The organism is Algoriphagus formosus (assembly GCF_002807035.1).
GTDB classification, from domain to species: Bacteria; Bacteroidota; Bacteroidia; order Cytophagales; family Cyclobacteriaceae; genus Algoriphagus; species Algoriphagus formosus.
Map to the genome: position 1 here is coordinate 1,864,299 of NZ_NIUC01000002.1, position 12,796 is coordinate 1,877,094.

Below are 12,796 nucleotides of genomic sequence, written 5' to 3' on the forward strand. Positions count from 1 at the left end.
TCGCCTATGTCCTTATCCGTTTCTCGATTAAGTAAAAGTTTTGGCAGTCAAAAAGTCCTCGATGAGGTTTCTTTTGAGGCAAAAGCTGGACGGATTTTGGGTTTTTTGGGACCAAATGGCGCGGGTAAATCCACTACCATGAAAATCATCACGGGCTATCTTTCAGCTGAAGGAGGTTCAGTAGAGGTGATGGGAACAGATGCACTTGCATTTCCGAAAAAAGTCAGTTCCTTGATAGGCTATTTGCCGGAAAAGAATCCCTTGTATTCGGACATGTTTGTCAAGGAGTTTTTAACTTTCGCCGGAGGCTTGTATGGGCTATCTGGAAAAGACTTGCAGTCGAGGAGAAATGAAATGCTGGAGAAAACCGGGCTTTTGCCTGAGCAGCACAAGAAAATCGGACAGCTATCCAAAGGCTATCAACAGCGTGTCGGATTAGCGAAAGCATTGATCCATGACCCTAAAGTTCTAATCCTAGACGAGCCTACCACCGGTCTTGATCCTAATCAACTGGCAGATATCCGTCAGCTTATTCGAGAGATAGGGAAGGAAAAAACCCTGATACTTTCCACGCATATTATGCAGGAAGTAGAGGCTATTTGCGATGATGTAGTCATTATTGCCAAAGGAAAAATCAAAGCGGCAGATTCGCTCCAAAACTTTCAGCAAGCAGGCAGCGGTCAACAACTCATCGTTGAAACAGAAGAAAGTTTGGATTTGGGATGGTTTGAGGGCTTTCAGGGGGTGGCCTTTGGTCCTAAAGGAAATAAGCAGGTTGTCATCGGTACAGCGGATGCTGCCGGAGCCAGAAAGGCTGTCCTCGGCATCATTCAAGAAAAGAAGCTGAATCTTTTGGCACTCAATCAAGGCAAGCGGAGTTTGGAAGAGCTTTTTAGACAATACACCCAATGAAGAGCTTGATCATCAAAGAAATCAATTCATTTCTAGGCAGTCTATTGGGCTACCTTATTTTGGCTTTGTTTCTGGTGGCGATTGGCCTGATTGTTTGGGTATTTCCCCAAAGTAGTGTGCTGGACTATGGCTATGCTGATCTCGAGCCCTTATTCACATACACGCCCTACGTGTTTACCTTTTTAATCCCTGCCCTATCTATGCGTGCCATAGCTGAGGAAAGAAAAAATCATACTTGGGAGCTCCTTCGGACTTCTCCTTTGTCCGTCTTTCAGATCGTATTGGCGAAGTATTTGGCCATTTTGGTATTAGTGGCGATTGCCCTTTTGCCAACCTTACTCTACTTTTTCAGTATTCTTCAGCTCGGTGATCCTCCTGGTAATTTAGATCAGGCTAGCTTTTTTGGGAGTTGGATTGGATTGCTGCTGATCGGAGCAGTATTTGGCGCTGTGGGTGTGTTTTCCTCTTCTTTGACATCACAGCAGGTTGTGGCTTTTGTTTTAGGAGTGTTTTTCTGCTTCCTTTTGTATTTTGGATTATCTGCAGCAGCAGATCTTCAGTTTGGTGCCTGGGCTTATTGGGTGGAAGAGTTAAGCTTGAGTTTTCACTATATCAATCTAAGCAGAGGTGTCATCGATTCGAATGATATTTTCTTTTTCCTCGGAATGATCTGGTTCTTTTTGGGGGCATCTGTTTTGACTTTAAGAAACAAATGAAATCGAGCATGACGCAAGTGACACACAGAGGGATGATTATAATTGCGAGATTCCATGTGACCTCTTTAAGACAAATTATAAACACATGAAATCAGCAAGTCAAAATACCGCGATCTATTGGCTCGGTTTGATACTGGGTTTGGTCATTCTTCTTGGCTTGGGACAGCTGATTCGATTCCGAGTTGATTTGACTGAAGATCAGCGCTACTCTTTGCACGAAGCCACGGAAGCAGTTTTAGACAGTTTGAGTGAGGATATCCATGTAGAGATTCTACTTAGTGGGGAGGATCTTCCTGCTGGAATTCGTCGCCTACAGCGATCGATCGAGGAGCAAGTGCGAACCTTTGATGCCTACAGCGATCGGAAAATCAGCTTTTCCTACTTCGATCCCTTGAGTTTGGCAGAGGAAGAGCAGGAAGAATTTATCCTTCAACTAGCTGATTACGGAATCAACCCCACGACTCTATTTGTCAATCAAGCTGCTGGACAACAGACCAAATTGATCTTCCCGGGGATTCTGATTTACAGTGAAGAATTCGAAACAGGAGCCCTTGTTTTGAAGGGTGAGAAAGGAATGGGAGAGGAGCAAATCCTAAATCAATCCATCGAAAATTTAGAGTTTGAGCTAAGTAATGCCATTCGGAAACTCACCCGCTCAGATATGGGAGCATTAGCCATGATTATCGGGCACGAGGAGATGAAAGAGGATGATGGCTATGGTCTGGTGGAAGCTTTGGATGGAGATTTCGAAATATTCAAAGTGCCTCTTGATCAAGCCCGAACTGTGCAAGACTTGGTCAATTTTAAGATTATTTTCATTCAAGGGCCACAGCAAGCTTTCAGCGAAAGGGAAATTTACCTTTTGGATCAGTTTGTGATGCAAGGCGGAAATCTGGTCGTTTTGTCAGATGGAGTGAAAGTTGATGTGCGTGAAGCAGGCGGTGAGGGAACTTTGGCTATGCCTTATGAAAATGGATTGGAAAACCTCCTTTTCAAATATGGGGTTCGAATCAATAAGGACCTGATTCAGGATTTGAATTTTGGATATTTCCCCGTGATGGGTGGGAATTTCGGAGATCAGGAGCAATTGGTTCCTTTGCCTTGGCCTTTTTATATCCAATCTACCCGAATGTACCCCCATCCAATTACGAAGGGCTTGGATTTAATTTATCTCCGCTTTGCAAGTAGCTTGGATACGGTTTTGGCACCGGGAGTAAAAAAAACGCCTTTGTTTTTCACATCTGATTTGTCTCGAGTTCTAACAGCTCCGGTTCGGGTAGCTTTCAGCGATATGCAGCGTGAACCGGATATTGAGCAATTTCCCATGCAAAACCTTCCCTTAGCCTACCTGCTGGAAGGGGAGTTTACTTCTTTGTATAAAAATCGTTTTCTTCCGGAGGGGTTTGATCAATCAGAATTTAAGGAAAGCGGAGAGGGAAAGGTGGTCGTGATCGGGGATGGCGAGCTCTTTCAGAGTCAAAGTGATTTTCAGACAGGAAGGCCGCTTAATTTGGGAGAGGATCCTTTTAATCAGAATATTTTCGCTAATCGACTTTTGCTACGCAATCTTGCTCAATACTTGGATAACCCGGAAGGCATCATCGCTTCCCGTACCCGAAGTTTCCAGATTCGCCCATTGAACAGAGTGAAAATTTCACAGGAAAAAACTAAATGGCAGTTGATCAATGTCGGAATGCCGGTAGTTTTCCTGCTTCTCTTTGGAGGAGCAGTGGCAGCCATCCGCAGGAAAAAGTATTCGAGGTAAGCTTAGGGTTTAGCTAGATGAAAGTTGAAATAATTTCAACTGTGGCCATATTCATTCCCTGTCAAATCGATTTTATTTATAAATTTACCCCCATTCAAAATTGTAATCTTTAAATAAGCCCTATATGAAATTTATTGTTTCTTCTTCTGCACTCTTAAAGCAGCTTTCGGCGATCAACGGTGTGGTTACGACCAACCCGGTAGTACCTATTCTGGAGAATTTTCTTTTCGAAATCAAAGACTCCATGCTGACAATCACAGCTTCGGATCTTCAGACCTCCATGATCACGGAAATTCATGTGGAGGCTAAAGAAGATGGCAATATTGCTGTTCCAGCTCGTATTCTGATCGATACGCTCAAGAACTTACCGGAGCAACCGGTAACCTTCAGCATCGACCATGATACCTACGCGGTGGAAATCAGCTCTGACAACGGTCGCTACCGCTTGGCTGGTGAGAATGCGACTGATTTCCCAAAAATCCCTACCGTCAGCAATCCGACCACCGTGGATATGTCCACTGAAGTCTTGGCTAGTGCTATTTCCAATACCATTTTTGCAACCTCCTCGGATGAGCTTCGCCCTGCGATGACCGGGGTTTTCATCAACCTGAGCGATACCAATACCACCTTTGTGGCTACAGATGGACACCGTCTAGTTCGCTATAGAAGAGTTGATATTGCTTCCGGTAGCCCTGCGAGTTTGATCATCCCAAGAAAGGCATTGAACCTTCTCAAGTCTACGCTACCTTCTGAGAATATCTCCGTGAGTGTGGAGTTTAATCAGTCCAATGCTTACTTCAAGTTTGGACAGATTAAAATGATCTGCCGTCTGATTGACGAGCGATTCCCGGATTATGAAAATGTAATTCCTGCGGACAATCCTAACATCATGACCATCGATCGTCAGGATTTGTTGAGCTCACTTCGTCGTATCGCTATCTATGCGAATAAGACCACGCATCAGGTAAGATTGAAATTGACTGGATCTGAATTGATGATCTCTGCAGAAGACCTGGACTTCTCCAATGAGGCAAATGAAAGGCTTTCTTGTGATCATGACGGAGAGGATATCGAGATCGGATTCAACGCCAAGTTCTTGGTAGAAATGTTGAACAACCTTTCCTGTAAAGAAGTCAGCTTGAAGTTTTCTGCACCCAATCGAGCAGGATTGATCTTGCCAGCTGAGCAGGAAGAAAATGAAGATATCCTGATGCTAGTGATGCCGGTGATGTTGAATAATTACGTATAATTTTAACCACTTATATCCCTGAAAGCCTGAGTCATCGATTCAGGCTTTTTTGTTGGTTAAGGTTTTGAAAACCCCAAAGATCTTATTTCTAAACCACTAAGAACACAAAGTTCACGAAGGGAGATATCAAGTAAATACTCTTTGCAATAAAAATCCCTTGCGGGATTTGTTAAGAACTTCGCTGTCATTCCTACTTTTACTCCGTTAGACATCAAGGCTTAACTCCTAAGTAGATAAAATCTGCTTCCAGAAAATCAGAATAGCAAAAGCTAGAATTTTATCGGCTACTTATGGAGTTTAATTAGGCTTTATTAGTAAAGAAAACCGAAAAGCCAAAGTGGAATCTTTTTACCCCAGCCAGTTTCTATATCGTCACTAGCAATCAAATATTCATCTTCATCGATGACTTGTTGAGAAGATTTGTTTTTCCCGCCCACTTCTATCGTTATTTCATTAACCCAGAAGTCCCCCTTTTTTGGTTCAAATACTTCGTATCCAGCATTTAGCAATTGATTCAGGAGGAAAGTTTCCCTCAGGTTTCCTTTTTCAGGAGAGGAGTTGATCGCGAAGGCTAGATTTGTGTTTTCAAGATATAGTTTATCTGGTTTTTGTAATCTTGAGACTCCTTTACCCCTTGAGAGTAAAACGTTTAGAATTCTTGCGTCTTTCAACTGATAGATGTGTTCCAAAATTCGATCTCTTGAAATATTTAGTTTAGTTGAAATCGCCGAAACATTGGGTTTGAAGGGAGCAGATTCCGCTATCACTCCGAGTAATTTTTTGACCTTAGCGGCTGTGCCGGCATTATAGGATGAAATATAAGCTAAGTCTGTATCCACCACAGTATTGATTATTTGTTCGAGCTTTGATCCATACTCATTTTCACCTTCCACAAAAATCGGGAGGTAACCTTTGCTGAGGTATTTTTCGAAATAAAGTAATGGTCGTATTGTTGAAATTACTTCATGGCTGATTTCACGGTGCCTGTGTTTTATCTCTTCAAGAGTAAATGAAGGAAAGTCCGATGTTTCAGAAAGCTTAAGATACTCACGAAAGGATAGGCCGGGTAAAGTGTAACTAATCACCCGCCTACTGAGGTCTGATTCTCCTCTATAGATATCCAATGCGGAAGAGGCCGAAAAAATTACCTGAAGCTGGGGCAGCCCATCATAAATATTCTTGAGTTCCCTTGACCAATTGGGGTATTTATGAACCTCATCGATCAATAAAACTTGGCCTCCCTGTTTAAACCAAGTCATGGCAGTATCCAATAAATTGTTTTGATAAAACCAAGGATGATCAGCCGTGACATATAAGCCATTTACTTGATTTTTGGATAAGGTGAATTTGAGATGCTGAAGCATGAGTGTGGTTTTTCCGGCACCTCTTGGTCCTTTAATACCAATCATTCGCTGATTCCAATTGATATTTTTGTTCAAAAATCTTTGGAAGTTCTCTTTGATTCCTTGTAGCAAAGAATCCTGAAAATCGATCAATACTTGCATATTGTTGTTTTAAAACTTCATAAATATATAAAAAATGCTGTTTTAAAACAACAAAAAATACCTGAAGTCATTTTCCTTTGGTCGAGCTAATTTTTTAGATCGATTTCTATGTTCTGCTTCTCCAGATTGAGGTAGCTTTTAAAAATCAAAAAAAATGTTTTCGGAAAACAGGGTAAGTGGGAGTTAAACCTTTAGAGGTCTTTAAAACCTCAAAGATTCTTTTTGGTGTCCCGCAACATCTTCAGATACAAGCCTTCCACCCGCTCTCTGGCCCAGGGGGTCTTTCGGAGAAATTTTAAGCTGGACTTGATCGATGGATCATGGGTAAAGCAGCGAATGGTGATGCGCTCACCCAGTTCCTCCCATCCATAATGCGCGACCAATTGCTCCAGAATGGTGTCGAGTCGAAGTCCGTGAAGGGGATTGTTGGGTTGATGTTCCAAGGCAATAGTGAATTGAGAATTTAAAGTTAAGAATTATTGTAAACCCTGTTTTTCTAGATTTCCAATAACATAGCAAATCGGAAAAATATTATTAAAAATTTAATTTTTACTTTCTTCCTCAAGCTGAAAATATCCAAATGTCCCGCTTTGGCATTCCATTAATACGGCTTTTCCTGAAGGCCCTTTCAGTGCTTTCTTCAACTCAGAGAGTGAGTGGACCTCCCGTTCATTGACCTTGAGTATTAATTCTCCAAGAGGCCATTCCATTTGATCGGCCTGAGTACCTTGATGGATGTGAGTGACTACCAATACGGGTTTCTCCTGATCTAAAATTTTCAGCATCTCAATTTGGGCGTAAGGGTCCACTTCTTGAATGGCTTGTATGATTTCAAAGCTTAAAGGCTGAATGACCATTCCGAATACCTCTAAATACTCTCGTTCATTTAAGATGGGGCTGGAAATGATTCCTTTCTCTGGATTTGGCATTGCCCGAGCCTTGGACTGATGGACTTTTCCATTTCTCAGATAGTTGATCGTTACTTCCTCGCCTATCGGTACCAGTTTCATTACATCAAAAATATTCTTATGTCGATACAGACCTTCTTTCCCGATGACGATTCCATGGCGATCAAATTCAGCCTGATTGATCGAGAGAATCACATCTTTGGCTTGAATATTCGCCGCCTCTAAAAAACCATTGGCGAGGACCTTGGAGACGATGACACCCTTAGCTTGGCTTTGATTTAAAAAGGGATTAAAGTTTTCGGCATTTTTCTGCAATTTCCCTCCTATTCCTGCAAACTGAGGTTCACTCAATAAAATAAGATTGTCGATAATTATTTTTATAAAGCTGGCAGGCGTGATAAAGCCAATATTTTCGGCATCTACAATCACAGCGGTGTTGAGCCCAATTACTTTCCCGTCTTCAGTAATACTTGGACCTCCTGAATTCCCGGGATTGATGGCTGCATTGGTGACAAACCGCTCCGAACTAAACTCAGAACCGGATATGAAATTTGTGATCTCGCCACCTGTAATATTGGGTTCTACCATCCCTAAGGGATACCCAATCGCTTTGATCATTTCTCCTCGGGATGGGTTAGTACCTTCCCGTAATTCAAGATATTCGATTGGTTGTATTGCCAGTTTTTTAAATCGCTGCAGTTCTTTTTCGCTAAGCTTGATCAGTGCAACATCAGGTTCCAGTTGCTTGACCAAACCGACCAGTTCCGCTTCAAATCGTTCCTCACTGGTCAGCATGGAGCTGATTTCGATTTTGACTGCATTCCGAACCACATGTGCATTGGTGACGATGTAGCCTTCAAGATCTTGGTACTTCACAAAAAATCCCGACCCGGACCAAATTCCTGGAATTTTGACGGATGGATTCAGAACGGATTGAATATCCTCCTCGATATAGCCCTCAACAAGAATCTGAACCACGCCGCTCATCATCTGCCGGGCAATATCGTTGAGTTTAGCCTTTGACTTGGACATAGCTTTGATTCAAAATGGAAACTAATGAGAGGAGAAGATAAAAAGATTTGGGCTTAATTTGATTTATTTGGCTCGATTAGATCCCATAAGTTTCCATACAAATCCTTGAAAACGGATACGATACCATAACTTTCCTCAGCAGGTTTGCGGATAAATTCCACTCCTCGGGAACTGTATTTTTCATAATCCCGATAAAAATCATCGGTATAAAGAAACAGGAAAACCCGACCGCCTGCCTGAATTCCGATTTGTTTTTCCTGAGCTTCATTCGCTGCCTTGGCTAATAACAAATGGCAAGTCGATCCGGGAGGGGAAACTCTTACCCATCTTTTACTTTCACTCATTCTTGTATCTTCCAAAAGCTCAAAATCTAGGACTTGCGTGTAGTATTGGATGGCCTCGTCATAGTCTCTGACGAGAAGGGAGAGTTGTCCGAGTTGTTGGGGCATACTAATTGAGAATAAATGATATGGTTTTACAAGCGCTAAAATAGATTCTAATTCGCAGTTTCAGCTGTTCATACTTTGAGTTTTCTAGTGCCTCCCAGAATTGGTTATTTCGGGCTGTGGAGACACAGCCAAAGGCGAAATTGTTCTTATTCGAAAGCAATCTTCGAGGTCTGAGAAGACCTCAAAGGTCGGGGAGTGGTTAGTAGAAATTTTATAGAAAATTTATGAAATGGAAAGAAAACCCCCAAAAAATACCCATTTATGGGTATTTTTTGGGGGTTTTCTTTCGTTTAATTTTAAGCATTCAAACAATCAATTTTATGAAAAACAAAACGAACATTTTGAGCAAGCCCTTCCTTTTGATTTTTATCTGTGGAGGCATTAGTTGTACCACTAATTTAGAAGCCGAATCTCCTGTAAATTTACCAAAATTAGGGGCGGGGGTATTTGAAGGTACGCTACAGGTGGAATCCTTCGATCGGTATGAAAATCTGATTACGGGGAAGGACAATCTGGGTGAGTTAGCCTTTGTCAGTTTTTAGGAAAACTTCCTAGAGATGAAAAATTCTGGAGAAAAGCTTCGAGTCAGTCAGGAAGGATATAATGAAATTAGTTCTTGGGCTGATAGTCCCCTTTTAGAGTTATTAGATCAGGATGGATTTATAATTATAGAAGATTATTTGATCTACTTAAATTTCAATAATAGAACTGCGGTAGTTTCAACTAACCTCGAATTAAAAGATCAGATATTGGAAGGAGATGTTTCAAGTGAAGACATCAGATTATTTTCTTTTGATGATGATGTCATTGGATTATTGGAAGCTAATAGCCCCTCCACCTTATTAAAATCCGAATACAATGCCAGGATTATGACAACTTATGATCCCTTAGTTTATACCGTTTCAAGTGGATGTAACTGGGATAAATGTGATAATTCAAATGACGTCAATAATATTGAAATAGTCGGGACCTCATATTCAGGTGGAATCTTTAGATATAGATTGGAGGCAAAGCATGTTTATCAAGCTGCTGGTATTTATTTCAGGTTACTTTCTCAATCAAAACACATGAGAAAACCCGATGGTGGTTCTGTAACTTGGACGGCAGAAGCTACTTCACTTTATCTCTGGTATGATTATGAGTATAAAAGCAAAAAACGAAATAGTAGCTTAATCAAAAGATCTGGACAGAATAACGTATTCAATAATGTTTTGGAACCAACATACTATAGTTCGAGCAGAGGATTGGAGCGCTTTTATTTAAAAACCCAATTTTATGGTGAGCCAGGTGGAAATCATGGCTACTCTCCCTCGGGACAGTTTTGGCAATTTAATTTAACTCAAATTGATAAAGGATACTAAAATGAAAAAGAATAAGCCAGCATTACTATTCGTATTTGCATTACTTTTATTTCACACATCTTTTTGTCAGGAGGTAATTTCTGTAGAGGCTAGGATCGGTACTGGGAACACTCAGTTTAACTATCTAGGGGATTTTCCAGAATTGGCAGTTACTTCTGGAAGCAACCTTTTTCTAAATGTCGGAGTATTCATATCAGGAAAGGGGATATTTACTTATGGAATGGAGCTTGAGTACTATAAGTTCGGGGTTAATTTTACTTATTTGCCATTAGATCCTATTCGGAAGACAGGAGGTGCTCTAAATGATTTTTGGGCTTTAGGACCGAAAATTCAAAAGGATTTCAAGTTATTCCCTAATGCAGGGATAAGTTTGGCAAATGCATTTCACGTTTCGTATAATACTCAAGAGACTTACCAATTTCAGGGGGGGGAATTACAAATTGTTAGATCATCAAATGGTGACCCGCGAATTCCGGTCAAAATATATGGGAATAGGGATATTCAGGAGTTTTCATTTTTTCTTAAACCAGAGCTGAGCTTGTTTTACGACCTAAATGAAAATTCAAGAATTATGGTCTCAGGTAAATTAGGGCTTGACCTCCGAGAACCCTCTATAGTTATCGATCTGGATCGGATAGAGTTTGAAGGTCAGACTTATCAAAATAAGTATTTCTACAGCGGTAATTATTTCTCTGCTCTCCTAGGCTATCGCTATACTTTTTAGTCGGAGTAGTGTATCTATGTATGGAAATGGCCGGAAATAAAAAACTGGCCATTTCTTTTTTCAGGAGTTGCTTATTCCGAAAATGTACCAATACATGCATTCAATTTGAAAACTGATTCATTCCTGAATCTTCGAGGTCAAAAAAAGACCTCAAAGGTTTGGGGTATCCTTTGAGTTTTCTAAATCCTCGAAGGATTCTGATTGATTTGACTTCCTTTTTTTGGAGTGATATTTCTTTACAAAACAAAAACCTTCGAGATCAAAAAAAGACCTCAAAGGTTTGATTTACTTCTTCCTTTCCCCTCTAAACGTCCCATTCGGCTGAACAAAGCTCACTGCGATGATTTGCCCATCTTCTTCCTCAAACTTCACTTTAAATCCTTCCAGCACCTTCAGGTTAAATTCATGCTCGCCGATATTGACTAGTTCGTATTCAGGTTGACCGGGCACAAAGGCATAGAGTTTTTCCTCTTTGATGTAAATTTTCACTTCCTGCACGCCCATCAGTAGGTAGGCTCCCTCGTACTTTTTCAAGTCATCTACCGAAAGCTCATTTTCCTTAGGCGTGCGCTTAAATTCGATCGGTTCGAGGGCAGGTTCGAAAGGTGCTTTTAATCCGGATATATCGCCTGTCATATTGCTGACAAACTGAAACGGAAAGGCATTGTCCTTATTAGGTTCACCCTGATAGATCAGATACATATTGAAGGTGTCATAATCTTTGTGTTCCAAAAAGCCTCCCAAAAGGCCGGTCTGCACAAAAAGCGTATCATTTTTCAGGTCAATTTCCATTTTACCATATCCGGGATGCTCGTAGGTACCCGTGTAGTCCATCAGGATATGGGAAGGCTTGGTAAGTCTGGCTTTGGCCGTGGAGTCTGCAGCTGCTTTTGCTTTGGCCTGAGCTTCCTTGGCTTCTTCTAATTTCTTTACCGTCTCTCCTAGCCAATCGGAAGGTTCCAGATTCAGCATGCGATCGGATACTATATTTCGAACGACTCCCGGGAGTGGTGATCCATTTTGGTTCGTGAGAATCATAATGCCCAAACTGTCGGTAGGGAAAAAGGAAGCCGAGGCAGAAAAGCCATCGATATTTCCTCCATGCTCCACTCGGTAGTGACCTCGGTAAGAGGCCAAAAACCAGCCATAGCCATAATTCGAGAACTGCACATCCGGATGCTCCTTGGAAGGAGTGCCTGCAGCCACGACCATTTGGGCACTCATTGCCTCTTTCACGTAGTCTTCAGGGATGATTTGTTCGCCCTTAAATTTTCCTCCGTTGATCCAGGTGATGAGCCAATTGGACATCTCTGAGACACTGGAATTGATCGCTCCCGCAGGTCCCATGGCGGCAATGTTGTAATAATCCATGCGCTTGGTTTTACCATCCAAGTCCACCGAGTAGCCAAAGGATTTGTCTGCATCCATTTCCATGTCAGGAATGCGGAAATTACTTCGGGTCATGTCCAATTTGTCAAAAAAGAGTTCTTTTACATTCTGCTCCCAGCTTTTGCCAGTAAGTCGGGCACCGATTTCTCCTTGGAGGAAAAACATCCAGTTGTTGTAATACCACTGCTGCCGCAGTCCGGTGAAAGGCTCTTGAAATTCGATGCGCTTGATCAGTTCGGATTTAGATTCGGAGGGAAACATAAACCAAGAAAAGTCATGTCTCGGTAAACCGGTCCGATGCGCCATCAGGTCTTTGACAATGATCTGCTCATTCATCCAGGGTTCGGCAAATCGAAGTTCGGGGATATATTTTCCAGGTCGCTCATCAAAGTCGATTTTCTCCTCTTTGCGCAGCACTCCCAAGACGGCCGAGGTAAAGGCCTTGGAAGAAGATCCAATGGCAAAAAGTGTGTTTTCAGTCACCGGAACCTGATTTTCCACATCCTTGAAGCCAAATCCCTTTGCATAGACAATTTTGTCCTTTTGGACAATAGCTATGGCAAAACCGGGAGTTTTTAGGGCCACTCTCGCTTTTTCGAGTTCGGCATCCAGAGTTTTGAATACATCCGATTTTTTCTGAGAAAAGGAAGGGCTTACAAAAAAGCTGAGAAGTAGGAGGGAGAGGAGAAGTCGGGGCATAATAAAATGGTTTAGGATAAACAATAATAAAAAAATGCCCCAAACAGACTGACTTATTTGGGACATTTTAAATAGTAAAGTGATTTC

The 12,796-nt window shown here is 41.6% G+C and carries 12 protein-coding genes; 7 read left to right on the top strand and 5 right to left on the bottom strand.

Annotation, left to right across the window (positions count from 1 at the left end; genetic code table 11):
* Positions 1-6 precede the first annotated feature (6 nt).
* From gldA to dnaN, 4 genes are all read left to right on the top strand, one after another.
* Positions 7-912 carry a gliding motility-associated ABC transporter ATP-binding subunit GldA gene (gene gldA / locus CDH51_RS14330; protein ID WP_100629180.1) on the top strand — a complete coding sequence of 302 codons (906 nt, stop codon included), beginning with the start codon at positions 7-9 and terminating at the stop codon, positions 910-912.
* A complete protein-coding gene (gene gldF, locus CDH51_RS14335) occupies positions 909-1,628 on the top strand; it encodes a gliding motility-associated ABC transporter permease subunit GldF (protein WP_100629181.1) in 720 nt (239 codons plus the stop codon). The genes gldA and gldF overlap by 4 nt, the downstream gene beginning before the upstream one ends.
* Before the next feature lie 85 nt (positions 1,629-1,713).
* Positions 1,714-3,393 (top strand): gliding motility-associated ABC transporter substrate-binding protein GldG, encoded by a 1,680-nt coding sequence (gene gldG, locus CDH51_RS14340; RefSeq protein ID WP_100629182.1) that lies wholly within the window; start codon positions 1,714-1,716, stop codon positions 3,391-3,393.
* A gap of 124 nt (positions 3,394-3,517) precedes the next feature.
* Positions 3,518-4,642 (top strand): DNA polymerase III subunit beta, encoded by a 1,125-nt coding sequence (dnaN, locus tag CDH51_RS14345; protein WP_024283652.1) that lies wholly within the window; start codon positions 3,518-3,520, stop codon positions 4,640-4,642.
* Between the two features lie 311 nt (positions 4,643-4,953).
* On the opposite strand, the gene CDH51_RS14350 is transcribed toward dnaN, so the two are convergent.
* From CDH51_RS14350 to CDH51_RS14365, 4 genes are all read right to left on the bottom strand, one after another.
* A complete protein-coding gene (locus tag CDH51_RS14350; RefSeq protein WP_100629183.1) occupies positions 4,954-6,147 on the bottom strand; it encodes an ATP-binding protein in 1,194 nt (397 codons plus the stop codon).
* A gap of 209 nt (positions 6,148-6,356) precedes the next feature.
* On the bottom strand, positions 6,357-6,590 hold the full coding sequence (locus tag CDH51_RS14355; protein ID WP_024283650.1) for a VF530 family protein: 234 nt from the start codon (positions 6,588-6,590) through the stop codon (positions 6,357-6,359).
* Positions 6,591-6,689: 99 nt separating this feature from the next.
* Entirely contained in the window at positions 6,690-8,087 is a 1,398-nt protein-coding gene (locus tag CDH51_RS14360) for a trypsin-like peptidase domain-containing protein (protein WP_100629184.1), read from the bottom strand.
* 53 nt (positions 8,088-8,140) lie between these two features.
* Entirely contained in the window at positions 8,141-8,536 is a 396-nt protein-coding gene (locus CDH51_RS14365) for a VOC family protein (RefSeq protein WP_100629185.1), read from the bottom strand.
* A 320-nt stretch (positions 8,537-8,856) separates the two neighbouring features.
* Between CDH51_RS14365 and CDH51_RS14370 the strand changes: the two genes are divergently transcribed.
* From CDH51_RS14370 to CDH51_RS14380, 3 genes are read left to right on the top strand one after another with little or no spacing between them, the layout of a single operon-like run.
* Positions 8,857-9,078 (top strand): hypothetical protein, encoded by a 222-nt coding sequence (locus CDH51_RS14370; protein WP_157807123.1) that lies wholly within the window; start codon positions 8,857-8,859, stop codon positions 9,076-9,078.
* Positions 9,079-9,093: 15 nt separating this feature from the next.
* Entirely contained in the window at positions 9,094-9,897 is an 804-nt protein-coding gene (locus CDH51_RS14375; protein WP_100629187.1) for a hypothetical protein, read from the top strand.
* Position 9,898: 1 nt separating this feature from the next.
* A complete protein-coding gene (locus tag CDH51_RS14380) occupies positions 9,899-10,621 on the top strand; it encodes a hypothetical protein (protein WP_100629188.1) in 723 nt (240 codons plus the stop codon).
* 285 nt (positions 10,622-10,906) lie between these two features.
* On the opposite strand, the gene CDH51_RS14385 is transcribed toward CDH51_RS14380, so the two are convergent.
* Entirely contained in the window at positions 10,907-12,709 is a 1,803-nt protein-coding gene (locus CDH51_RS14385) for a serine hydrolase (RefSeq protein WP_100629189.1), read from the bottom strand.
* Between the last annotated feature and the right edge of the window lie 87 nt (positions 12,710-12,796).